The 21,350-nt window shown below is 64.9% G+C and carries 24 protein-coding genes; 10 read left to right on the forward strand and 14 right to left on the reverse strand.

Translation table 11 applies throughout. The features are described 5' to 3' along the window. Positions 1-172: 172 nt before the first annotated feature. Positions 173-541, reverse strand: a complete 369-nt coding sequence (locus tag AB7535_RS20145) for a His-rich protein BRANT (RefSeq protein ID WP_085405355.1) — start codon at positions 539-541, stop codon at positions 173-175. 251 nt (positions 542-792) lie between these two features. On the opposite strand from AB7535_RS20145, the gene AB7535_RS20150 reads away from it, so the two are divergent. Together AB7535_RS20150 and AB7535_RS20155 are read left to right on the forward strand one after the other, a co-directional pair. Continuing rightward, entirely contained in the window at positions 793-1,335 is a 543-nt protein-coding gene (locus AB7535_RS20150; RefSeq protein WP_028150223.1) for a tetratricopeptide repeat protein, read from the forward strand. A gap of 109 nt (positions 1,336-1,444) precedes the next feature. Next, positions 1,445-2,833 carry a serine hydrolase domain-containing protein gene (locus AB7535_RS20155; RefSeq protein ID WP_085405354.1) on the forward strand — a complete coding sequence of 463 codons (1,389 nt, stop codon included), beginning with the start codon at positions 1,445-1,447 and terminating at the stop codon, positions 2,831-2,833. On the opposite strand, the gene AB7535_RS20160 is transcribed toward AB7535_RS20155, so the two are convergent. After that, positions 2,820-4,388 carry a S10 family peptidase gene (locus tag AB7535_RS20160; RefSeq protein WP_231142207.1) on the reverse strand — a complete coding sequence of 523 codons (1,569 nt, stop codon included), beginning with the start codon at positions 4,386-4,388 and terminating at the stop codon, positions 2,820-2,822. The two genes, AB7535_RS20155 and AB7535_RS20160, sit on opposite strands and share 14 nt — an antisense overlap. Before the next feature lie 250 nt (positions 4,389-4,638). Between AB7535_RS20160 and AB7535_RS20165 the strand changes: the two genes are divergently transcribed. Then, entirely contained in the window at positions 4,639-5,418 is a 780-nt protein-coding gene (locus AB7535_RS20165; RefSeq protein ID WP_063982521.1) for an NAD kinase, read from the forward strand. A 13-nt stretch (positions 5,419-5,431) separates the two neighbouring features. Here the strand turns inward: AB7535_RS20165 and AB7535_RS20170 are convergent, their stop codons facing one another. From AB7535_RS20170 to AB7535_RS20180, 3 genes are read right to left on the reverse strand one after another with little or no spacing between them, the layout of a single operon-like run. Next, positions 5,432-6,016, reverse strand: coding sequence for a hypothetical protein (locus AB7535_RS20170; RefSeq protein ID WP_085405564.1), 585 nt, complete (start codon positions 6,014-6,016; stop codon positions 5,432-5,434). A 34-nt stretch (positions 6,017-6,050) separates the two neighbouring features. Further along, entirely contained in the window at positions 6,051-6,305 is a 255-nt protein-coding gene (locus AB7535_RS20175; RefSeq protein ID WP_049807677.1) for a helix-turn-helix domain-containing protein, read from the reverse strand. Positions 6,306-6,307: 2 nt separating this feature from the next. Next, a complete protein-coding gene (locus tag AB7535_RS20180; protein ID WP_085405352.1) occupies positions 6,308-6,871 on the reverse strand; it encodes a DUF2975 domain-containing protein in 564 nt (187 codons plus the stop codon). Positions 6,872-7,043: 172 nt separating this feature from the next. Between AB7535_RS20180 and AB7535_RS20185 the strand changes: the two genes are divergently transcribed. Further along, the gene (locus tag AB7535_RS20185) at positions 7,044-7,589 is read left to right on the forward strand and encodes a response regulator (RefSeq protein ID WP_008549760.1); all 546 of its coding nucleotides are present in this window, start codon (positions 7,044-7,046) and stop codon (positions 7,587-7,589) included. Between the two features lie 31 nt (positions 7,590-7,620). Then, complete coding sequence (locus AB7535_RS20190) at positions 7,621-8,199, forward strand: Hpt domain-containing protein (protein WP_085405351.1); 579 nt, start codon at positions 7,621-7,623, stop codon at positions 8,197-8,199. Positions 8,200-8,374: 175 nt separating this feature from the next. Here AB7535_RS20190 and AB7535_RS20195 read toward each other — a convergent pair whose 3' ends face one another. The 4 genes from AB7535_RS20195 to folE form a co-directional block, all read right to left on the reverse strand. After that, entirely contained in the window at positions 8,375-9,550 is a 1,176-nt protein-coding gene (locus AB7535_RS20195) for a DUF2336 domain-containing protein (protein WP_085405350.1), read from the reverse strand. A 180-nt stretch (positions 9,551-9,730) separates the two neighbouring features. Further along, on the reverse strand, positions 9,731-10,750 hold the full coding sequence (locus tag AB7535_RS20200; RefSeq protein ID WP_231142209.1) for a lytic transglycosylase domain-containing protein: 1,020 nt from the start codon (positions 10,748-10,750) through the stop codon (positions 9,731-9,733). Positions 10,751-10,890: 140 nt separating this feature from the next. Further along, positions 10,891-11,313 carry a phosphoribosyl-AMP cyclohydrolase gene (gene hisI, locus AB7535_RS20205; RefSeq protein WP_085405348.1) on the reverse strand — a complete coding sequence of 141 codons (423 nt, stop codon included), beginning with the start codon at positions 11,311-11,313 and terminating at the stop codon, positions 10,891-10,893. A 45-nt stretch (positions 11,314-11,358) separates the two neighbouring features. Beyond that, positions 11,359-12,051: a GTP cyclohydrolase I FolE gene (gene folE / locus AB7535_RS20210; protein WP_063982517.1), complete on the reverse strand. Its 693-nt coding sequence runs from the start codon at positions 12,049-12,051 to the stop codon at positions 11,359-11,361. A 240-nt stretch (positions 12,052-12,291) separates the two neighbouring features. On the opposite strand from folE, the gene AB7535_RS20215 reads away from it, so the two are divergent. Then, positions 12,292-12,747 carry an iron-sulfur cluster assembly scaffold protein gene (locus AB7535_RS20215; protein ID WP_085405347.1) on the forward strand — a complete coding sequence of 152 codons (456 nt, stop codon included), beginning with the start codon at positions 12,292-12,294 and terminating at the stop codon, positions 12,745-12,747. A gap of 112 nt (positions 12,748-12,859) precedes the next feature. On the opposite strand, the gene AB7535_RS20220 is transcribed toward AB7535_RS20215, so the two are convergent. Further along, the gene (locus AB7535_RS20220; RefSeq protein ID WP_085405346.1) at positions 12,860-13,756 is read right to left on the reverse strand and encodes a hypothetical protein; all 897 of its coding nucleotides are present in this window, start codon (positions 13,754-13,756) and stop codon (positions 12,860-12,862) included. A gap of 248 nt (positions 13,757-14,004) precedes the next feature. Here AB7535_RS20220 and yidD point away from each other — a divergent pair, with 248 nt between their 5' ends. Together yidD and AB7535_RS20230 are read left to right on the forward strand one after the other, a co-directional pair. Beyond that, on the forward strand, positions 14,005-14,343 hold the full coding sequence (gene yidD / locus AB7535_RS20225) for a membrane protein insertion efficiency factor YidD (RefSeq protein WP_085405345.1): 339 nt from the start codon (positions 14,005-14,007) through the stop codon (positions 14,341-14,343). Positions 14,344-14,444: 101 nt separating this feature from the next. Next, positions 14,445-14,654: a hypothetical protein gene (locus AB7535_RS20230; RefSeq protein WP_085405563.1), complete on the forward strand. Its 210-nt coding sequence runs from the start codon at positions 14,445-14,447 to the stop codon at positions 14,652-14,654. A 128-nt stretch (positions 14,655-14,782) separates the two neighbouring features. On the opposite strand, the gene AB7535_RS20235 is transcribed toward AB7535_RS20230, so the two are convergent. Both AB7535_RS20235 and AB7535_RS20240 read right to left on the reverse strand, forming a co-directional pair. Continuing rightward, a complete protein-coding gene (locus AB7535_RS20235; RefSeq protein ID WP_085405344.1) occupies positions 14,783-15,979 on the reverse strand; it encodes a hypothetical protein in 1,197 nt (398 codons plus the stop codon). Between the two features lie 14 nt (positions 15,980-15,993). Next, complete coding sequence (locus AB7535_RS20240) at positions 15,994-17,361, reverse strand: APC family permease (protein WP_085405343.1); 1,368 nt, start codon at positions 17,359-17,361, stop codon at positions 15,994-15,996. A gap of 329 nt (positions 17,362-17,690) precedes the next feature. Here AB7535_RS20240 and AB7535_RS20245 point away from each other — a divergent pair, with 329 nt between their 5' ends. Continuing rightward, the gene (locus tag AB7535_RS20245) at positions 17,691-19,016 is read left to right on the forward strand and encodes an alpha/beta hydrolase (protein ID WP_071912671.1); all 1,326 of its coding nucleotides are present in this window, start codon (positions 17,691-17,693) and stop codon (positions 19,014-19,016) included. A 168-nt stretch (positions 19,017-19,184) separates the two neighbouring features. Beyond that, the gene (locus tag AB7535_RS20250) at positions 19,185-19,511 is read left to right on the forward strand and encodes a GrlR family regulatory protein (protein ID WP_063982511.1); all 327 of its coding nucleotides are present in this window, start codon (positions 19,185-19,187) and stop codon (positions 19,509-19,511) included. A 60-nt stretch (positions 19,512-19,571) separates the two neighbouring features. Here the strand turns inward: AB7535_RS20250 and AB7535_RS20255 are convergent, their stop codons facing one another. Both AB7535_RS20255 and AB7535_RS20260 read right to left on the reverse strand, forming a co-directional pair. After that, positions 19,572-19,949: a hypothetical protein gene (locus tag AB7535_RS20255; protein WP_028150242.1), complete on the reverse strand. Its 378-nt coding sequence runs from the start codon at positions 19,947-19,949 to the stop codon at positions 19,572-19,574. A gap of 91 nt (positions 19,950-20,040) precedes the next feature. After that, complete coding sequence (locus tag AB7535_RS20260; protein ID WP_085405342.1) at positions 20,041-21,216, reverse strand: MFS transporter; 1,176 nt, start codon at positions 21,214-21,216, stop codon at positions 20,041-20,043. Positions 21,217-21,350: the final 134 nt, after the last annotated feature.

The raw sequence follows: 21,350 nt of genomic DNA on the forward strand, positions 1-21,350 counted from the left end.
AGCCCCAAGGTTGCACGAAGGGAATTCGGTCCTGCTCGTATGCTGCGCAAATAACGCACCGCCCCGCCGCCGGCGCCTGCGCTTTCGCGCTGACGCCGAGACGACGGGCCGGGCCTGAATTCCGCACGCGGCGGCGGGCAATGCCAGGGATGCCGCCGCGCCGGATCAGTCGTTAGCTGCGCTTGTCGATGGCCGCCGGCTTGGTCACGTCAGGCTGCGCCTTCAGCGACTTCTTGGCCGACAGATGCTTGTGGTGGTGACGATGCGTGCGCACGGCCTTGTGCTCATCGGGCGTGACCGCGGCATTGGCGTTCATCGCCTTCGACTTGGTATCCACCTTGGCGTCCGCCTTGACGTCGGCGGCCTTCGTGTCGGCCTTGACGCCGGCCTCGGGTTTCACGGCGGTGGTCGACACCTTGGTCTGGCTCTGGTCCGCCTTGATCACCGGCGCGGTCGTGGTGGTCTTGCCGGCTTCAGCGGCGAAGGCCGGGGCTGCGATTACGGAAGCGGCGAGCAAGGCTGCGGAAATGGTCTTCAACATGGTTGGTCTCCTCTTGGAAGGATCTTGAGGCGGCGCCCTCTCGCCTACTCTTCGATCGTGGGTGGGAGCCTAGGCGGCGCGCGCTGAACCCAGTCTGAAGTCCCTTGCAGGCTTCTGTTCATCTCGATGACAAGTTTGTCATCTGCGGAGGGGCGAATAGATCGTGCGAAGCGGGAATGTTTTTGCCCTCTGGGTGTTCCGGTCTTTGGGCAATCGTGTAGGATCGCCACGTTCCATACGGGAGAAGATAGATGCGCAAACTTTCCATGCTTCTGGTACCGGGGCTTGTCTCGATGGCGTTGGCCGCCGGACCGATGCTGACCAGCGCCTACGCCGCGGGCAGCGACGAGCCCTCGCCGCCGCCGAAGTCGGACAGCTCGGCCAAGAAGGGGAAGAAGAAGAGCTCCTCCATCAGCGATCCCAAATTCCTCGCGGCCTATCGCACCGCCTACACCACGATCTACGACGGTCACGACTACACGAGCGCGATCGGTCAGCTGAAGTCGCTCGAGCGCGACGACGTCGCCGACGTCGCCAATTTGATCGGCTACTCCTATCGCAAGCTCGGCGACTACCAGTCGTCCAAGGTCTATTACGAGATCGCGCTGAAGGACGATCCGAACCACGTCCGCACCTGGCAGTATTACGGCCTCTGGCAGCTCGAGCAGGGCAACCGCGAACAGGCGCAGTACCACCTGAACAAGATCGCCTCGCTCGCCGGCACCGACAGCTCCGAGTATCGCTCGCTCGCCGCGGCGCTCGACAAGCCGACCGGCGCGACGCTCGTCTACTGAGACATCGCATCCTCGAACGAAACGAACGGGCACAACCTCGGGGTTGTGCCCGTTCCGCTTTCTCGGTTAGCCTCTCGCATCAAGTGCTCCCCTCGCAAATTGGTGCGCAATGGATACGTGGCTGCGATCCGCGATCGACTACATCGGCTCCTGGATCGAATTCCAACAGACGGCATTCCAGCAGCCCGGCGTCATCATCGCATTTGCCCATCGCGGCGAAATCGTCGCCGAGCACGCCTTTGGTCTTGCCAATCTCGACACTGGCGAGAAGCTCACCCCGCGCCACCGCTGCCGTATCGCCTCGCATTCGAAGAGCTTTACCTCCGCCGGCATCATGAAGCTGCGCGACCAGCGCAAGCTCCGGCTCGACGACACGGTCGGCCAACATGTCGGCGGCCTGCATCCGCGCGTCGCCGAGACGACGATTGCGCAGGTGCTCTCGCACAGCGCGGGGCTGACGCGCGATGGCGCCGATTCCGGACAGTTCATCGACAACCGTCCCTATCTCAACGCCAGGGAGTTGCTCGCGGAATTGAAGCTGCCGACCGCGATCGAGCCGGGGACGCGCTTCAAATACTCCAACCACGGCTTTGGCCTGCTCGGCCTCGTCATCGAAGCCGTGTCGAAGGAGCCCTACTCCGCCTGGATCAAGCGCGAGATCATCGAGCCCGCAGGCCTGCGCGAGACTGAGCCGGATGCGCCGCTTCCCAAGGGCGCATCGTTCGCGCGCGGCCACACGCGAAAAGTGCCCTTGGGCGAGCGTTGCGTGATCCCCGGCGACAATCCGACGCACGCGATGGCGTCCGCTACGGGCTTCGCCGCCACCGCCGGCGATACGGCCCGCTTCTTCGCGCAGCTTGCGCCCAACGCCAGGAAGAGCGTGCTCTCAGTCGCAAGCCGCCGCGAAATGACCCGGCATCACTGGCGCATCCCGCAGAGTTTCGAGGCCTATTACGGCCTTGGCATCAACGCCGGCAAAACCGACGGCTGGGACTGGTTCGGCCATGGCGGCCATTTTCAGGGTTACATCTCCCGGACCTGCTCCATCCCCGCTTGCGAGCTCGCGATCAGCATCCTCAGCAACTCCATCGACGGCGCGGCGCCGTTCTGGATGGACGGCGCGATGCAGATCCTGCGCGTGTTCAGGACTCGCGGCGCCCCCGACCGCCGCGTCCGCGACTGGAACGGCCGCTGGTGGACGATCTGGGGCGCAACCGACCTCGTCCCCGCGGGCAACCGCGTGCTGGTCGCCAATCCGCAGTTCATCAATCCGTTCATGGATGCCGCCGAGATCGAGGTCACCGGCCGCGACACCGGCAAGCTCGCCTGGGCTGCCGGGTACTCCAGCCACGGCGAGCCGGTGCGCCGCGTCCGTGACGCGCGCGGCAAGGTCAGCGACATCTGGATCGCCGGCGCCAATATCAAGCCGGAGCGTGTCGTGGCGCGCGAGATCGCGCGGAGATATCCGCCGCGCAAGCGGCGGCCTACTCTCGGATAAGAGCCTCGACCTCGCTCCGAAACGCCTGCCGCGAGCCGTCGCGCGAATAGAACATGTGGCCACCGGGATAGACGACGAACTTGACCCGCTGCGTGGCGAACGCCGGAAGCTGGTCGAGCACCCGCTTCGATCCGAAATAGGGCGTGGCGAGATCGAACAGGCCGTGCGCGACCAGCACGTTCAGCTTTCCGTCGGTGGCGAGGATCTGGCGCAGCTCCGACACCGACTGGGGCGGGTTGATGCCGCGGCCGAAATCCCAATTGCCCTCGACGGCGCCGTTGAGGACTTCATAGGAGCCATCCGGCCGCCAGTTGAGCTTGCGCGTGAGAACATCGACCGCCGCACTCGTCAGCGGCGCCTGGAGCGCATCGCCCGAGGGATCGCCGAACCGGGAGCTGCTCGAATCCGGATAGGGATCGAAGCCTCGCACCGAGGCGTCGTAGCGCCCTGTCACCTTGCCGTTCTTGCGGTCGAACTCGCGGCGGAATTCACCGACGTCGAAACGGCCGGCGAGCCGGCGGCTCACGGCCTGGTCGATCCCGGTGAGCTCGGCAACCTTGTCGGCAAGGCGATTGGTGGCCTCCTTGTCCGCCTCGCCCTTGACGAGGTCGGCCAGGAACTCGCCCCGCGCGTAAGCCTCGACGTCGGCGAGATCGGCGCGCTTGACCGGCCCCTTGGCTTCGCGCGCCACCGCGACATAGCTCGGCAGCGTCGCGACATATTGCAGGAGGCTGGTGCCGGTGAACTCGCGGAAGTCCAGGAGCGGCGACACCAGGATCAATCCCCTGACGCCGACGCCATGCTGGAGCTGCAACTGGCGCACGACCTTCGGCCCGCGAATGCCGCCATAGCTTTCGCCGCCGACATATTTCGGCGAGGTCAGCCGGTCGTGCTTCTCCAGCCAGCGGCGGATCACGAGCGCGATCGAATTGACGTCGCCGTCGACTGAGTAGAAGGACTTGCGCGCGTCCTCGCCGCTGGCAACGAAACGGCTGTAGCCGGTGCTGACGGGATCGATGAAGACGAGATCGGTGAAGTCGAGCCACGTCTCCGCGTTCGGCTTCACATCGGGTGAGGCGGACGGCGACAGGGCTTCGCCATCGAGCGGCAGCCGCCACGGACCCGCAGCGCCGAACTGGAGCCATGCCGAGGACGCGCCGGGACCGCCGTTGAACAGGAACGTCACGGGGCGCGTCGCGCGGTCGGCACCATCGAGCTCATAGGACGTATAGGCGATGTCGGCGAGCGGCTCACCCTTGCCGTCGAACACGCGGATCGAGCCGGCAGTCGCGGTGAAGTCGAGAGCACGGCCCGGCAGATCGAGCGTCTGCTTCGTGGTCGAATCCGACGGAAGACGATGCAGCTCGGCGGCGGACGATGAACCCTGTGACGCACCTGGCGCGTTGCCGCCGCGCCCACCCTTCTGTCCCGCTGGGGCCGTCGTCTCGGCGCGCGGCTGCGGCGGATCGTCCGCGCGGGCAAATCCCGCGAGCGCGAAAGTCGACACCGCCAGTACCAGGGTCGCGCGGCGGAGCGCCGGCAAACGCATGACCATGATCGTTCTCCTTGTCCGGCTGCGAGAGCCGGCGAGCATCGCAAGGCTAGCGAGAAATTGCGACGGTTTGGGGGATGGCCGGCCCGGCGGCGCCTGAAGAAGCCGGGCGAGCACAAATCGACCCGGATTTGCCCTGAATCGGGATGGACGCTGTTTGCCTTGAACAGCGGTCCTTCTCGACAATGCAGGCCCAGGTCGTATAGACGAGCCCGGCGGAACTTTCTCCAGCCAGCGGCCCTGCCCGGAAGCCATGACCAAGCCAGCGCGATACAACCGGATCGCCTTTGTCGCGAGCCCAAGCAGCGAGGCGCAAACCGCCTTCGGCCAGCTCACTCGGGACTATGGCAATTGCGACCCGAACGACGCCGATGTCGTGGTCGCGCTCGGCGGCGACGGACTGATGCTCCAGACGCTGCACCAGAACATGCACTCGGGCAAACCGATCTATGGCATGCACCGCGGCACCGTCGGCTTCCTGATGAACGAGTACTCGACGGTCGACCTTCGCGCCCGTCTCGAGGCAGCGCAGGAATCCGAGATCAACCCGCTCCTGATGCGCGCCACCGACGTCAACGACCGCGTTCACCTGCATCACGCCATCAACGAGGTCGCCCTGTTCCGGCAGACCTTCCAGGCCGCGCGCCTCCGGATCCTGATCGACGAGCGCGAGCGCATGGCTGAGCTGATTGCCGACGGCATCATGGTGGCGACGCCTGCCGGCTCCACCGCCTACAATCTGTCCGCGCAGGGACCGATCCTGCCGATCAACGCCGCGCTGCTGGCGCTGACGCCGATCAGCGCCTTCCGCCCGCGCCGCTGGCGCGGCGCGCTCCTGCCCAATACGGCTTACGTCGTGATCGAGGTGCTGGAGGGCGACAAGCGGCCGGTGGCGGCGGTGGCCGACCATGACGAGGTGCGCGACGTCCGCCGCGTTGAGGTGCTGTCCGACAAGACCATCTCGATGCGCATGCTGTTCGACCCCGGCCACAGCCTGGAAGAGCGCATCCTGCGCGAGCAGTTCGGTTACTGAGCGCCGGCGCGGATCACTGGCCGCAAGGCTGAATCGATTCCAGGCCGCCCGCCATGGCGGGATCTCCGAGCAGATCAAAATCCCTGACAACGGGAACGAAGCTCTTCGTCTCCGACGTCATCAGATAGATCGTGACAGGCAGCGATCCCTGCGGCGCCGCGTTGGCGCGACAGAATTCCCTGGCTGCCACGCCGAGCCCCATCGACCCGCGTTTGCCTTGCCTCCCCTGCTCGACCATCGACGCACGTAGCGCTTCGAAGCGTGCAGCATCGCCTGGCGACAAGCGATAGGCGTAGGTCGAGGAGCCCAGCGACGGCGCAGGCAGGCCGGCGCGATCTCGCGGGTCGCTCATCTCCATCATGGCGAAGCTCGTCCTGGTCTCGGCCTCGCCGGACACTTTGGTGACGACGTCGAGCTTGACGCCGCCCGAACGTGGCCGCAGCGCGTCAGGCAACTGCACGGCGACGCGCAGCATCGACAGATCCGTCGTCCTGGCATCGATGCGGGCAAGCGGCGGAATCGATGTCAGCGGCACCGAGCTGCAACCGGCAAGCATGAGCGCAGCCGCGCTCGCAAGAACACGCGCCAGGCGGTTCATCGCAGGCATCTCCAGTCTGGACTTGAAGGATTGGCTAGGCCGATTTCCGGCCAGCCCCGCGCGGCTCCAGCGCGTCGTCCGCGCTGTCGGGGACATATTCCAGGATATCGCCGGGCTGGCAGTCGAGCACGGCGCAGATCCGCTCGAGCGTGTCGAAGCGGATGCCGCGCACCTTGCCCGACTTCAGCAGGGAGACGTTCGCCTCCGTGAGCTCGATGCGCGCAGCAAGCTCGCGCGACCTGATCTTGCGCCTGGCGAGCATGACGTCGAGGTTGACGATGATCGGCATGGTCAGATGATCTCGCTGTTCTCGTGCCACATGCGAACGGCATCGGCCATCACGGTCGCGAAGGCGACGAGCGCGAGGCCACTCAGCACCGACAGCACATGCGACTGCTCGATGCCGAACATGACCACGAGCTGGCCCGGCTGGTTGGCCCGCGTCAGGTTGAGCGTGGTGAGCATCTGCACCAGCGGCGACATCAACGCGTTGGCGATCAGCGCGAGGCCCATCCGGCGGATGCGCCAGGCGTTGTCGGTCACGAAGACCTCGCCGCGCGCGAAACGGGAGAACAGCATCGAGAGCTGCAACAAGGCGTAGAGGACAGGCGCAAGTCCGATCAGGCTGATCAGGGCACCGGCGAGGCGCGTACTGAGGTTGAGCGTGAAGGGCCGCGCCCCCAGCGGGGACTGGGTCGCGATCCAGTGCCGGAGCATCTCGTCGCTCGACCAGAGCAGCGGCACCGCAAGCACACCGCCGGCGACGCAGAGGAGCGCGCCGACGGCCACGATCCGTCCGATGCGCCGCAACCGCGGCTCGACCGGCGCAGGAAAAGGAAACGCGACGACGCTCATCGGACTAGCTCCCATTTAATTGTATATTTTTATCGTTTTACAATAAAAAATGGCAGAATTACGATATTAATCCCTTCCCTCGTCACGTACTCCGCGAAATGCCGGCAGCAACCCTTCCTTAACCCCCGCCGCGATATGGTTAACGAAAGTTGACCGCTCCGGCCCAGGCGTCATGTTCCGCATCGATTTCAACAAGCTGCGCTTCCTCGTCTGCGACGACAATCCGCACATGCGCCGCATCCTGCGGACGCTGCTGCACTCCTTCGGCGCGCGCGAGGTTTACGAGGCCGAGGACGGCGCCACCGCGCTGGAAATGTACAGCCATTACGTGCCCGACATCGTCATCACCGACTGGGCGATGCCGATCTTCGACGGGCTCGAGCTCGCGCAGATGATCCGGCAGCCGGAATCCAAGGGCAATCCTTACGCGCCGATCATCATGCTGACCGGTCATTCCGAGAAACGCCGCGTCACGGTCGCGCGCGATGCCGGCGTCACCGAATTCCTGGCCAAGCCGATCTCCGCCAAGGGCCTCTACCAGCGCATCCTCAACGTCGTCGCCAATCCCCGGCCCTTCATCAAGACCAAGACCTATTTCGGTCCGGACCGGCGCCGCAACACCAACTCCGCCTATATGGGCCCCGAGCGCCGCGTCGGCGAAAAGCACGAGGTGCTCCAGCAACCCTCGCTGCTCGACAAGGCTCGTTCCTCCATCTAGCGCAACGTCTCACACGATCGGGGCAGACATCATGGCGAAGAACGGCGCAAAGGACATCGAGGTCACGGCCTTCGCCACGCACCAAGTGATCACGCAGCCCAATCCGCTGCGCAAGGTTCTGCGCCGTGTCGAAGAAAAGGACCTGGACGATCCGGTCGCCCGCGCCGAGCAGGCGCTGGCGGGCCTCGCCGGTGAGTTCAAGGACTGGATGGCGACCGAGGTCAATCGTCTGTCGGCCGCTTATGTCGCTATCCGCCATGAGGGCTTCACCAAGGAGCGGCGCGACGAGCTGTTCCGCGCCGCGCACGACATCAAGGGCGACGCTGCGACGTTCGGCTATCCGGCGGCGGCGGGAGTTGCGGAGAGCCTGTGCCGCGTCATCGAGCACGCACCCGATCTCGACAAGGTGCCGGCCGAGCTGTTCACGCACCACATCAACGCCATCCTCGCCATCGTGCATGAAAACACCAAGCTCGACAGCATCAGCGTCTCGGCCGAGCTCAGCCGCCGCCTGCGCAAGGTCGCCGACGACTATCTCGCCCACGCCAACCGCGACCGCCCCGAGCATCTCGAGGTGATTTTGGCACCGAGCATCGCGCCGGCGGAGTAGCGCCCCGGCGCTCTCCTCGCGTCATTGCGAGCGCAAGTGTCGTAGGGTGGGCAAAGCGACTCGTCCGCCGTAGCTCGAAGAGCGAAGGCGGAAGCGTGCCCACCAACCAATATAAGCTGTGCGGATAAATGGTGGGCATGGCGCTACGCGCCTTTGCCCACCCTACGGCATCTCGCTACGCCGCGATCAGATCGTCATACACGGGATCGAGCGCGTCATCCGCGACGAGCTCGTCGCAGAACAACCTTGCCTCTTCGCGCGCGGATTCCGTGGCGAAGCGGCGGAGCAGGACCATCAGCGGTTCGGTGGCGCCGCGGTCGGTCTCGCAATGGGTGAGCACGCGCTCGACCATGCGCCGGCGCAGCCGCGCCGCGCCGTCATCGGTATCGACAAAACCTTGCTCGTGGCAGGCATCGAGTGCGACCTGGAACGCCGCGAATGTCGCCTCGGGCAACCCGGCGCGGCGGAGCAGCGCGTGCAGGCTGTTGCCGCCACGGTCGTGCAGCAGCGCGCAGACGCGTGCCAGCGGCAGGTCGGCAAGTTCAGCGAGCGCGGCATCGAATAAATCGAGATTGCTCGACAGCAGCGCACGCAGGATCAGGCCCGCGGTGAGCTGGCCGGTGACGCGCAGATGATGCACCAGGCCCTGCATGTCCTCGCCGCGCGAGCGCGCCGCGATGTTCATGGTCGAGCGGTCGCGCGCCTCGGTCGCGATGCGCTCGGCACGGTCGGCGCTCAGCCAGTTCCGCGCCACGACGAACTGCGCAAGGGTCTCGGAAAGTTTTGCCACCAGAGCGGCGCGCGTCGCGGCCGGCAAATCCTCAAGCACCAGCATCGCCTCGCGGATCGCGGCGAGATGGCCGTGGCGCTCGACGATGCGATTCCAGGAGAACGGCGCGAGCTCGGCGTGGGGATTTTCGATCAGCTCGAGGGCTGCCGCCGCGCAGCCGACTTCGGCGATGGCGGCGCAGACCGACACCGGCAACGCGATGCGGCGGGCGACCGCGCATTGCACCTCGTCATTGCCGGTTGCGACGATGTCGACGAGATCGGCGTCGATCAGGAGCGGAGAATGTTCGAGCACCGGCAGCGCGACGGTCGGCTGGTCCGCCGACAGCGCCCGCACGATCGACGCCGGCGCATCGGTGCTGCGCGCAAAAGCCTCGGCCATCGCCTGCCGCACCAGCGGCGAGGGATCGTCGAGCAGCATCAGGAGCGCGCCTTCGGCCGCGATACGGTCGTCATGGGAAAGGTCTGAGATCAGCCAGGCCCGGGCCAATGCCCGCGTCGCCTCGGCCCGCTCGCCGGCGGGCGCCGTCCTGATCCAATTGATGAACTGCCGAACAATCATGCTGCTTCCGGCTTACACAACAAACGAAAACGGTGACGGCTTGTCACCTGCAACACAAAATAAACCACGACGCTTAACAAAGCGTTCACCATAACTGGCTGGTTTTATTGACGTTTTGTTAAGGGAACAAAGCCGCCTGCCACGCGTCCGGGACACGAGAGCGGGTTATTCGCGCAACGATCAGCTCGAGAACGTACCGCTGCGATCGCTGAAGAGATCGAGTGGTTGCGGCGGACGCACGTCAGGCGTCGCCGATGCGATCGAGGCTAGCGAGGCGTTGCTGCCCCACAATTTCTGCACCGTGGTCGAAACCGGCTGCGTGGTATCGCCGGGCTGATAGATCGAGCGGAATGCGGGTGTGATCGGCGTGTTGTCCGCAGCCGTTGACGACGACGTCGCACTCACCGGCGTAACGCCGCGCGCCTCCGGAAAGGTCTGCAGATAGGCGGCGTTGTCGATGACAGGCGCGCTGGGCTGCACGCCATTGGCACTTGCGACCTGCGTCGTGGATGGCGTGTCGCCATACATCGCCATCGCACTGCGCGTCGTCTTCGAATTCGCCGCGCTGGCGTAGCGCGCGTCGAGCACCGAATAGACCTCGGAGACGCTGCGGGCGCGGCCGTCCCTGGCGTAGAAGATCGATCGGTTGGCGGAGGCCGCATTGGGAAACAGCCGCGCGCCGACCGCTTGCGGATTGTCCTCGGCATTGGCGATCAGCTTTGCGGCGCCGCCGACACCCATGAAATGCGCCATGTAGAGTTCGCTGTCAGACGGCCTGCGGCCAAGCAATCCGGTGAGCTTGAAACTGTTCGACTGCGTCAGCGCTGCGGCCATGGTGGAGGCGGCTTCCGGATCGTCGCGCAGCTTCATGATCGACCGCTTCATGGCGGGATCATCGACCGCGTAACTGCCCGACGACGTCCTGGTGATGGCGTCGGAATAATTGCCATAGCCGAGCTGGGTGCCCGCCTCCTTCACCGTACCCAGCCAGGTCTGGTCGATGAACTGGTAGAGCCCGTGCGCGGACGACGTGGTGGCTTCCGCCGTCGGATCGAAATCCGATTCCATCTTGGCGGTGGTCAGCATGTACTGGAAGCTGACGCCCGTCCGGTTGGAGACCTGCTTGATCGCGCCGGCGACGCGTGCCCGCGACGGATCGAGACCCGTCGTCTGAGAGGCACTGGAATTGTCGACCGACATGATGGAGTGCCCGCCCCGTGCGGCGTTGAGCGACGCCGGCAATTCGGCGCCTGTCGTCTCACCGTGGGACAGGTATGGTTAATGCGGGGTTAATCTGGCCGCTCGCCGTCATTGCGGCCCGAACTCGGGGTGACGGCCGGCTATTTCTTGTAGACGGCGTCCGGATCGAACAACCTGTCCGCATCGATGAAGACCAGCTTGGCGCCGCCGCCCTCGGCGTCGACCTTGCGGTAAAAGCAGGACCGGCGGCCGGTGTGGCAGGCCGCGCCGATCTGCTCGACACGGATCCAGACCGCGTCCTGGTCGCAATCGGTGCGGATCTCGATCACGCGCTGGGTCTGACCCGACGTCTCACCTTTTCGCCACAAGGCATTGCGCGATCGGCTGAAGTACCAGGCCTCGCCGGTCGCAATCGTCTTGCGCAGCGCCTCGTCGTTCATGTACGCGACCATGAGCACGTCACCGGTGGCGACGTCGGTCGCCACGCAGGTCACGAGGCCGCCGGCGTCGAACTTCGGCAGGAAAGCGAGGCCTTCCTCGATCTCATGGGAGTGAGCGGACACGGGCGTCCTCGCTAGAGCATGACGCGAACATAGACCTTCGCGAGGTCAGCGCGTCGTGCCTCGCACCAGGGACAGGAAACGAGCTTGCTCCGCCGGATTGTCGCGGAACATGCCTGTGAAGCGGCTGGTGAAGGTCGAGGCACCATGCTTGGCAACGCCGCGCACCGACATGCAGGTATGCTCGGCCTCGATCAGCACGGCAACGCCGCGGGGCTTGAGGATCTCGTCGATAGCCGCCGCGATCTGCGCCGTCATGTGCTCCTGGGTCTGGAGCCTGCGGGCAAAGATGTCGGTCAGGCGCGCAAGCTTCGACAGGCCGACGACGCGTTCCACCGGCGTATAGGCGATGTGCGCCTTGCCGTAGAACGGCATCATGTGATGCTCGCACTGCGAGGTGAACTCGATGTCGCGCACCAGCACGAAGTCGTCATAGCCGGCCGTCTCGCCGAAGGTGCGGTCGAGCACCTCGGCCGGGCACTGGTGGTAGCCCTGATAGAGCTCGTCGAAGGCCTCGACCACACGGCGCGGCGTGTCGAGCAAGCCTTCGCGCGCGGTGTTCTCGCCGATATAGGCGAGCAGCGTCTTCACCGCCGCTTCCGCCTCTGCGCGCGCGGGGCGCGGCTGGTCGGCGCGGACGGCGGCCGCGAGGAATTCGGCAGGGTCGAGCTCAGCCGGGCGGCTCTCGGGCTGGCGGTCGGAGGGCTTGCCCGGGCGGATGGATTTGATCGTAGCGTCCATGTCTACTCCGTTCGACGGCCTAACGGCCGGAGTGTCACCGGCAGACGGGGCGGCAAGCCGCCGGACGCCTGAAGAGAACAGTTTTGACGAAAAAGGCCCTTGGGTCATCACGCTGGCAGCGCAGGTCTGGACCGCTGTGCCGCACCGCTGGACTGTTTTTCCGCCAGTTCCGCCCCTATATAGGACCGTGGACGGCGCCCGCCAAGGCCGATCCGGTGCGGAAGTGTTGGACTCCATCACATGCTGAACGACATCTATAACAAGCGGATCATCGAACTGGCCGGGAATATTCCACGCCTCGGACGGCTGCCGGACCCCGACGCCACCGCCACCGCCCACTCCAAATTGTGCGGCTCGACCGTGAAGATCGACCTCAAGATGGAGGGCGACAAGGTCACCGACTTCGCCCATGACGTGAAGGCCTGTGCCCTCGGACAAGCCTCTTCATCCATCATGGCAAGTCGCGTCGTCGGCTCGACCGCGAGCGAACTCCGCGAGTTACGCGAAACCGTTCGCAAGATGCTCAAGGAGAACGGCGCGCCTCCCGAAGGCAAATGGGAAGAGATCAAGTTCCTCGAGCCGGTCCGCGACTACAAGGCGCGACACGCCTCGACCCTCCTGACCTTCGATGCCGTGGTCGATGCCATCGGCCAGATCGAGGCGAAAGCCAAACAGCTAGCCGCGGCGCAGGGCTGATTTGGTCGAGGTCATTCCGACGCCTGCGCCGGCGCGAACCCGGTCGCGCTACGATATCTGAATTCCGGCTTCGTCGCTTTGCGAACGCCCCGGAATGACGATCAGGGAAATCCTACTTTTGCGAGCCTGCGCTTTGCGCTGCACCGGTCGGCACCAAGGCTTCCGCCGTCTTGGTCGATTTGACGGGCTGCGGTTCCGCTTCCGCGCCGAACCTCGCCTGCGTCTTCGGTGCAAGTTCCGCCACCGCGGGCGCCGCGACGTCCACATGCGGCAGCACGTCGGCCACCAGATTGGTGGTGACGAGATTGGTGAGCTTCAGCTCGCCAGCATCCAGCTCGTGCAGATCTTCCCACGGCGGCACGCTGAGCGCGAGCGAGAGCAGGTCGCCGGCGCCGCCCATATCGAACGTGTATTTGGCGAGCCGGCCGATGTCGCGCTCCACGATCATCAGGTCCTGCGCGCTGTAGCTCGCCGCCTTGGCATCGTCGGCACGATCGCCCATCCAGATCTGGTGGACCCGGACATGAGCGGCTTCCGGCACGTAGCGCTTCTTGCCGGCCAGCAGCAGGAACACGCACATGGATTCGCAATAGGCTTCGGGCGCAACCGCCGGACGGGCCGACTGCCCGCTGCGGTTCTGAACGCTGATGCCGACGGTGGTCGAAAGTCCAAGATTGCGGAAGCGCCGGCCGAGCGTGATCGCGTCGTTGACGGAACCGCCGCTGGAGTCGAGCACCACGGTCGCGCCGCCAAGCTGGCGTCCGCGCGAAAACTCCTCGAAATCCCTCGGCGTATCAGCGGTGATGATGCCGACCGCGCTGACCCAGCCGCGGCAGTTCGGGTCGCAGGCGACCCAGTTGAACTTCATCGGCAGCTTGCGCTCTTCGAGGGCGGCGCCGGCATGAGCCGTTGTGCCGGTCGTGGCGACAGCTCCGAAGAGCGCGGCGCCAAGCGCGGCTGCCCCAAGCAACAACCAGCCGCGACGGTCGAGGGAGTTCAGAAGTCTCAATCTGGTTCCTTCCCCAAGCCCCAAAGGTTCCCCAACAGTCCTCGGTAGCGCCCTCTGAGTCCATCATACGGGCGTATGTTTCTACACACGGTCGTCATAAAAATGGTATCCGGGGGAATACAGATCGTCCACAGGTACTTGCTGCACTGCTCCCAAAAAGCACGGGAAATATGGCGCAGAAACAACAACTTGCGGTTCCCTGCGCCGGAACCGCGCAATACCTCGCTCACGATCGCAGCACAGCGCCCATGAAGCATTCAACCTGCGAGCACTGTTCCACTCCCATCGAGGGCGCGCTCCGGCTCCCGCGCCGATTCGGCCGCGCACTGATCTGGCTCTACCGCCACACGCTCTCGCCGCTGGTCGGCTACAATTGCCGGCACCTGCCGACCTGCTCGGTCTATGGCGACGAGGCGATCGAACGGTTCGGGCTGTGGGCCGGCGGCTGGATGACGCTCGCGCGACTGCTTCGCTGCAATCCTTTCGGCACATCGGGAATCGACAACGTGCCCCTCACCGCACCGCAAGGCGCGCACTGGTATCTACCCTGGCGCTACGGCCGCTGGCGCGGCGTCAACGCGTCCTGAATATCACCAGGAACGCCGCGGCGCTTCGCGCATCGCTGCCTTGAATGGAACCGGAACTTCCCCCTCGCGTTGTTGTGATGCTCCTACGGGAGGAAACAAGAATGCGCTGGAAAATCAGCCCTCATTTTCACTTCAGGCTTGGTCCACATCCTGGTTCCAGAGGGCATCACGACCCCAGAACCCTCGACATGATTGCCATCATTGCGCTGCTGGCGCTCGTCGTCGGCTCCGGCTGGTATCTGGCAACGAGCCTTGCCACGGCGCCGAGCACCACGGCCTTCATCGTGCCGAGCCAGAGCGTGCACTGGTAGGCTGGACGTTAGAGATCGAGCACCATCCGATCTGCACCGGGTTTGGCGACATATCATCAGATGGCGTTCGCGTTCGTACGGCTGGTTGTCATCGCCCGGAGCGCGTGACGCCCGCCTCAACAGGCAAGCTAACGAAACCAGAAAAAGCGCCCGGGCGGGATCGACTCGGGCGGACGCAGCCGCTTCGGACGCGGCGGCTTTGGCGACGGCTCGGCGGACGAGGTGGTCTCCGCAGCCGGCGCCGTCTCGCTTCCCGGCACCCTCACCGACAGCAGCAAGTTCGATTCATGCGTCCGCCAGCGATAGCCGACGCCGAAATCGATCGGCTGGGCGCGCGTGAACAGGTCGGCGTAGCGCTCCTGGTAGCGGCCGGGGAATTCGTCGATCGGTCCGAGATAGCGGCCGAACGGGAAGAACCGCCACTGTTGCGCATTGTAGTTCGCAAGCGGAATGCCGGAATCGTCCTGGATGATGGTCGCGCTGTTGGCCAGCAGCCAGTTGCGAGCGACGGAGAAGTCGCCCTTGTGCAGGAGATAGGACGCGCTCTTGAGCAGGCTGTTGCCGGGCCCGAGCGTCTCGCAGAATTTCAGAAATCCCGTGTTGCGCGCGCTGGCATTGGAGAGATCGGTCGAGAAATAGTACAGCGTGCGCGCCTCGCCGTCGCTTCCGGCAAAGGTGATGCGGACACCGCGCGTCGCGTTCCGTCCCGGATTGTCGCCTCCCGTATGCACCCCGCCCTTGTCGTCGAGCGCGATCATCTCGACATTGCGGATGGTCTTGCCGGAGCGCGCGAGGAAGACATAGAGGATCGGCAAGGTGCCGTTGACCTGGTTGGCGTGCAGGTCGACCTTCATGTGCTTGGTGATGAAGAAGGAGAAGCTCAGGATCGAGCCGAGCGAACGCTCGACATTGTAGAGCGCGGCACCGACCGAGCCGCGCGGCAGCCGCGTCAGGTCAGGCACCGCGCCGACCGGCTCCAGCGCGCCGAGCACGTAGGTGCTGGCCTTGGCGTAGAACGCATCTGCGTAGAGGAAGTCAGGGCCGCTGAACAAGTAGAACATGGTCGGCCGGGGCGCGGCCAGATTGACGTCGGCCCAATTGCGGATCTTCGAGAGCTGCCGCTGCTCGAGCTGGGCGAAGGCGCCGTCGAAGAATTTTGCGTGGCGCTGCCAGCCCGGGTCTTTGGTGAGCGGCACCAGCGGCGAGTCCGGCGAAGGCTGCATGCCCGCGAGAAAGCGCGCGGTATCATCGAAGGTGACGTCGGCGGCACGTGCAGACGAGACGGCCGCGGCCAGCAGGGCAAGAGCGACGGCCGCAATTCTCATGGGTCGAAACATGTCTATTCGCGGTGTGATGACGTACCAGCGGCGACCGGCCGCCTGCGGAAAACAGCATAGATCAACAGGCCCGAGAGCATGAGCAGCATCCCCGCCAGCGACTGCACCGGCCGCTCGGTCAACAGGTAGTACATCATGAACGCGGTCACGAGGAGGAAAACGAGCGGCGTGAACGGGTATCCCCAGGCGCGATAGGGCCGCGGCAGGTCGGGATCGGTGATGCGCAGCTTGACGACGCCGGCGACCGTGAAGAACGAACAGAACAACAGCGCGAACTGGATGAAGTCGAGCACCGCCTCGAAGCTGCGCGTGAACAACAGCAGATTGGCGACGGCAAGCTGAAACAGGATGGCATAGGCCGGCGCGCCGCTCACCGATCGCTTCGAGAACACGCGCAGGGCCGGAATGTCCTCGCCCATCGTCATCATCACGCGCGGGCCGATCCACATCATCGCGCTGATCGAGGAGATCAGGCCGACGCAGATCATCGCACCGACGATCCGGCCGCCGAGGCTGCCGAAGATCGCGCTGCCCGCGACGCTGGCAACATCGAGCTGGCCGGCCAGCGCGCTGACCGGCGTCGAGTAGAGAAACACCGCATTCAGCGCGACGTACAGGACGAGCACGATCAGCGTGCCCGCGAGCAGCGCGCGCGGCAGATCGCGTTGCGGCATGTTCATCTCGCCGATGATGTAGGTCGCGGCATTCCACCCGGAGAACGAGTACATCACGAAGACGAGCCCGATCGCGAAGGGCGCGCTGACGATATGCGCGAGATCACCCGGCTGCGGCGTGAAGGCAATCGGCTGCGGCGTGCCGATGACGAAGCCGGCGAGCAGGAAGGCGACGATCAGCACGACCTTGAGGATGGTCGAGATCAGCTGGAAGGTCGATGAGTGCCTGACGCCGGTCAATTGCACGATCGAGACCAGCCACACCACGCCGATGGCAAGCGGGATCGGCGGCAGATCGGGGACGACCGATTTCGCGTATTCGCCGAACGCCATCGCCGCGAGCGCGACGGGCGCTGCGAAGCCAACCGTCGCCGAGACCCAGCCGGCGAGAAAGCCGAAGGCGGGATGATAGGCGCGGCCGAGGAAATTGTACTCACCGCTCGAGCGCGGAAACATGGCGCCGAGCTCGCTGTAGGAGAACACCCCGCACAGCGCGACGATGCCGCCGATGGTCCATAGCAACAGGATCGAGAAGCCGGACGGGATGTCCTTGACCTGGAAGCCGAGGCTGGTGAAGACGCCGACCCCGATCATGTCGGCAACGACGATGGCGGTTGCGACCAGAACGGAGACCCCCGGCCCGCTCCCCGTCAGCCGGCCAGTCCAGGGCGCGGGTCCCGCATCTGATGCCGTCATCGGGGTCCTCAACCTCAGGCGTCACGTGTCGTGGAGAGCATCGTGCAGTCTGGTCCAGTCAATTCAAGCAGGGTTAACAAGGGTTAAATGAGGCGCATGAAATCGGTATTGCGGCACCTTTTGTGCACGATCCTGGGCAACAAAGCCCCGTAAACACCTGAGAATCCCGTTTCGCACCCCCACAATCAGGACACGATTGCATGGTCCCCTTGAGCATTCCGGATTTGGGGAAGTTTCTCCGGACACTTAACGTCGCCTAAACGCCAGTCGGCTCAATTAGCTTGAATATTGCCGCTGGGCTTGTGGACATGACTTGGGGTCATGGGTGGATGGTCGGGGCCGCTCCGAAATTGAGAGCTGACATTCGTGCTGATCGGACGCTGTCCGGCGCGCGCAGTGGTGCGCGCCGGATCGCGCTGGTCTCAGCCTTGGTGCCGCTGTCGCTCACGCTGGTTCAATGCGGCAGGGCCCCCAACCCGGCGGCGCTCGCGGCGAACTCGCAGGCCAACGTCCAAATCGTAGCGAAGACCAATCCTCAGGTCGCAAGCAGCGACACGTTCGAGGATCGCTTCCCCGCTCCGCAATTCAAGGAGCGCTTCCCGTCGGCGAGCGAGAGTCTTCTGCAACGGCAGATGTCGGACTTCTCGCCCAAACGCGCCGTCCAGCAGCAGCCTCAGCCGGAGCAGGCGCCGTACAAGGTCGCCTCACTCGCACCGCAAATCCCCTACCAGCGTCCGGCACGTGAAGACCTGACGACACTCGTCAGCATGAAATCGTCGGCCTTCCCCTATTTTGGCAACAACCCCGCCTCCGACGCGCCATTCCTCAACATCTCCAAGGGCGATCGCCGCGGCCACCGCAGCTATTCCGGGCGCGTCTACTGGCAGGACGAGACTTACAGCGACAGCCGCGTGCTGATGCACGTGCCCGAGCATTTCGACGTACGCAAGCCGGGCGTGATCGTGGTGTTCTTCCACGGCAACGGCGCAACGCTGGAGCGCGACGTGCGCGACCGCCAACTCGTACCGCAGCAGGTCACCGATTCCGGCGCCAACGCCATCCTGCTGGCGCCGCAGATGGCGGTCGATGCCGCCGATTCCAGCGCCGGCAAGTTCTGGCAGGCGGGCGGCCTCAAGCGCTTCATGGAAGAGTCGGCGGCCCATCTGGCCCGGCTCACCGGCGATCCCAACAACGCCCGCGCCTTCGCCAACATGCCGATCGTGATCGTCGGCTACAGCGGTGGCTTCCTGCCGACGGCCTGGAGCCTCGAGGTCGGCGGCATCAGCGACCGCGTCCGCGGCGTCGTCCTGCTCGATGCCGTCTACGGCGAAATGGACAAGTTCGCCTCCTGGATCGAGAGCCATCGGTCCGGCTTCTTCGTCAGCTCCTACACCCGCTACACCGCGCGGCGCGACCGCGAGCTGATGAGCATGCTGCGGCAAAAGGGCATCAGCGTCTCCGAGGACATGGACGGGCCGCTCCGTCCCGGCAGCGTGGTGTTCGTCGAAACCGGCGACGGCATCACGCATCGTGATTATGTGACGCGCGCCTGGACCCGGGACCCGCTCAAGGACGTGCTGGTGAAGATGTCGGCGACGCCGTCGTTGGCGCTGACGCGCGTTGCGTCCACCAATCCGGCCGCATCGAGCCGCTAGCCGATATTGCGCGCGTCGGCATTTGGCCGCGCTGCCCGCAATTGTCGCTGGCTTTGATCAAAATGTGATGTTGATGGCCGACATCCCCGGGAGCCACCGGATTGCTTCCGCTGGCAACGCTCATAATTTGCCGGCCAAGTTTTAGCTTGAATTCTGCGGGGACAGACGGTGCGTCAGGGACTGTATAAGGTCGACTTCCACACGGTTCATGGAACCGGCTGCGGCGTCGTCTATGTGACGGATGGCAAGATGCGCGGCGGCAATTCCGCCTTCGCTTTCATCGGGACCTACGTCGGGGAGGGCGACAGCATCAAGGTCAAGATTTCGACCCAGCGCTACAACGACGATCCGTCCTTCAAGCCGCTGTTCGGGCACGACAGGATCACGCTGACGCTGGCCGGCCGTGAGGACGGCGACACGGCGGAATTCGAAGGCACCGCGCTGCAGGTGCCGGGCGTTGCGTTCAGGGCCGTGCTCAGCCGGATCAGCGACTAGCCGTCCGGCTTCCAGACCTCGGCTCTTGATCTTCAGGTATTGATGGTCAGGTCTTGATGTTCAGGTCTTGGGCAGCTTCGGAATGCTCTCGGCGAAGCCGTTGAAGCAGGCCAGCCGCTCGTCCTCTTCCTTGAAGAAGCGGCAATCGGCGTAACCCTTGGCCTTCGCCGGTTTCGGCTTCGGCTGCGGCGCGATCACGGCGTCGTAGCAGTTGAGGCGGTCCTTGGTGCCGTCATCGAGGTCGAGGCAGGCCTGGAGCCGTGCCGCGATCGACTGCGGCTTGCCCTTCGGCGCTGCGGCCGGCTTGGCCGCGGCCTCTTTGGTCCCTTTGGGCGTGACCTGCACCAGCGGCTTGTCCCCCACCATGGGTGGCTTGTCGGTTTGTGCAAACGCGGAGGCTGAATAGAGCACCGCGGCAACCGCCAGAATCATCCTCATGTCAGTCAACTCTCTTTGGTCCCCATGCCTCGCCTTCTAGCGCTCCCGCGCGTGGTTTGCCAAGCACCTTGCGCATAGGAAAACGCACCCTTCAGGCCGTGGTGGCAGCAGCCGGCCGGGGTCGGGTCAGAACCACGAGGATCAGCGCCAGGACGACGAAGCCGACCGCGACGAAACCAAGCGGATGCAGCAGTTCGCGGGCGAACAGCAGCCCGCCGATGGCGGAGCCGACAGCCTGGCCGACATAGAGGACGGAGGTGTTGAGCGCGACGGTCGCCGATGCGAGCGGCGGCGCAGCCGCGACCAGCCGCACTTGCTGCATCGAATTGGTTGAGGCAAAGCCGAGGCCCCAGATCGCGACCGCGAACGCCATGAACACCAGGCTCCCCGCACCGAGCGCCCAGCCGGTGATGCCCGCAAGCAGCAGGCAGGTGAACAGCAACGACGTCCGATAGGGCCCCCAGGTGTCGACGATGCGGGTCGCGATGACGACGCCGAGGAAGCCGCAAACACCGTAGATGCCGAACACCATGCCGATTGCATCCGGGCTCGCCTCGGTCAGCTTCTTGAGCAGCGGACCCATGAAGGTGAACACCACGAACTGCCCGGACATTTGCAGCATCGTGATCGCAAGCAGCAGCAGGATCGTCCGGCTGCGGCCGACCGCGCTCCAGGTCTTCAGGTCCACCGGCGTGCCCTTCAATCCCGCCGGCAGGCGCAGCAGCAATAGCAGGAAGCTGATGCAGCCGAGCGCGCCGATCCCGCCATAGGCCGCGCGCCAGCCATAGCGGCTGGCGATGAAAGTGATCAGCGGAAGACCGACGGCCGCAGCTAACGACCAGCCGAGAAAGATGTAGGCGATGGTGCTGCCGCGCCGCTTCACCGGCACGATCAGCGCCGCCGTGCCCGCAGCCTGCGGCGTGTAGAGCGCGCCGACCGCCAGCACCAGCAGGCGAATGATGAGCAGGCTCGTGTAGTCAGGGGCAAATGCCGAGGCGAGATTGCCAAGGGCGAGCACCGCAAGCGTGGTCGCAAGCAGCGTCCGCCGCTCGATGCGGCTGGTCAGCCACGCCGTCAGCGGCGAGCCGATGCACAGCGTAATCGCGCCGAAGGTGATCAGGAGCCCCGCAGCATGGATGGTGATGCCGAGCCCGGTTGACAATTCCGGCAGCATGCCCGCCGGCGCCAGCACCGAGCAGCCGGTGACGAGATTGCCGAACATCAGGGCGGTTGGCGTGAAACGGCCGGCCACGGGCGGATTTTCCATGCAAGTGCATGTAGAGCAGGCCTGCGACCAGTTAAAGGGCGCGGTGCGAAATAGTTGGAGCATCGCCCAAGCTTTTGCGCGCGACTTTCTTGGAAATGCCGGATTGCACAGGCCGAATCGCCTGATATATCGCT

The sequence above is a fragment of the Bradyrhizobium sp. 956_D2_N1_4 genome, assembly GCF_052076025.1.
Taxonomy (GTDB): Bacteria; Pseudomonadota; Alphaproteobacteria; order Rhizobiales; family Xanthobacteraceae; genus Bradyrhizobium; species Bradyrhizobium barranii.

Bases quoted from the DNA above. Each gene is read 5' to 3' on its own strand.
- AB7535_RS20145 (WP_085405355.1), bottom strand. From the start codon at position 541: ATGTTGAAGACCATTTCCGCAGCCTTGCTCGCCGCTTCCGTAATCGCA.
- AB7535_RS20150 (WP_028150223.1), top strand. From the start codon at position 793: ATGCGCAAACTTTCCATGCTTCTGGTACCGGGGCTTGTCTCGATGGCG.
- AB7535_RS20155 (WP_085405354.1), top strand. From the start codon at position 1,445: ATGGATACGTGGCTGCGATCCGCGATCGACTACATCGGCTCCTGGATC.
- AB7535_RS20160 (WP_231142207.1), bottom strand. From the start codon at position 4,388: ATGGTCATGCGTTTGCCGGCGCTCCGCCGCGCGACCCTGGTACTGGCG.
- AB7535_RS20165 (WP_063982521.1), top strand. From the start codon at position 4,639: ATGACCAAGCCAGCGCGATACAACCGGATCGCCTTTGTCGCGAGCCCA.
- AB7535_RS20170 (WP_085405564.1), bottom strand. From the start codon at position 6,016: ATGAACCGCCTGGCGCGTGTTCTTGCGAGCGCGGCTGCGCTCATGCTT.
- AB7535_RS20175 (WP_049807677.1), bottom strand. From the start codon at position 6,305: ATGCCGATCATCGTCAACCTCGACGTCATGCTCGCCAGGCGCAAGATC.
- AB7535_RS20180 (WP_085405352.1), bottom strand. From the start codon at position 6,871: ATGAGCGTCGTCGCGTTTCCTTTTCCTGCGCCGGTCGAGCCGCGGTTG.
- AB7535_RS20185 (WP_008549760.1), top strand. From the start codon at position 7,044: ATGTTCCGCATCGATTTCAACAAGCTGCGCTTCCTCGTCTGCGACGAC.
- AB7535_RS20190 (WP_085405351.1), top strand. From the start codon at position 7,621: ATGGCGAAGAACGGCGCAAAGGACATCGAGGTCACGGCCTTCGCCACG.
- AB7535_RS20195 (WP_085405350.1), bottom strand. From the start codon at position 9,550: ATGATTGTTCGGCAGTTCATCAATTGGATCAGGACGGCGCCCGCCGGC.
- AB7535_RS20200 (WP_231142209.1), bottom strand. From the start codon at position 10,750: ATGTCGGTCGACAATTCCAGTGCCTCTCAGACGACGGGTCTCGATCCG.
- folE (WP_063982517.1), bottom strand. From the start codon at position 12,051: ATGGACGCTACGATCAAATCCATCCGCCCGGGCAAGCCCTCCGACCGC.
- AB7535_RS20215 (WP_085405347.1), top strand. From the start codon at position 12,292: ATGCTGAACGACATCTATAACAAGCGGATCATCGAACTGGCCGGGAAT.
- yidD (WP_085405345.1), top strand. From the start codon at position 14,005: ATGAAGCATTCAACCTGCGAGCACTGTTCCACTCCCATCGAGGGCGCG.
- AB7535_RS20230 (WP_085405563.1), top strand. From the start codon at position 14,445: ATGCGCTGGAAAATCAGCCCTCATTTTCACTTCAGGCTTGGTCCACAT.
- AB7535_RS20235 (WP_085405344.1), bottom strand. From the start codon at position 15,979: ATGAGAATTGCGGCCGTCGCTCTTGCCCTGCTGGCCGCGGCCGTCTCG.
- AB7535_RS20240 (WP_085405343.1), bottom strand. From the start codon at position 17,361: ATGACGGCATCAGATGCGGGACCCGCGCCCTGGACTGGCCGGCTGACG.
- AB7535_RS20245 (WP_071912671.1), top strand. From the start codon at position 17,691: ATGGTCGGGGCCGCTCCGAAATTGAGAGCTGACATTCGTGCTGATCGG.
- AB7535_RS20255 (WP_028150242.1), bottom strand. From the start codon at position 19,949: ATGAGGATGATTCTGGCGGTTGCCGCGGTGCTCTATTCAGCCTCCGCG.
- AB7535_RS20260 (WP_085405342.1), bottom strand. From the start codon at position 21,216: ATGGAAAATCCGCCCGTGGCCGGCCGTTTCACGCCAACCGCCCTGATG.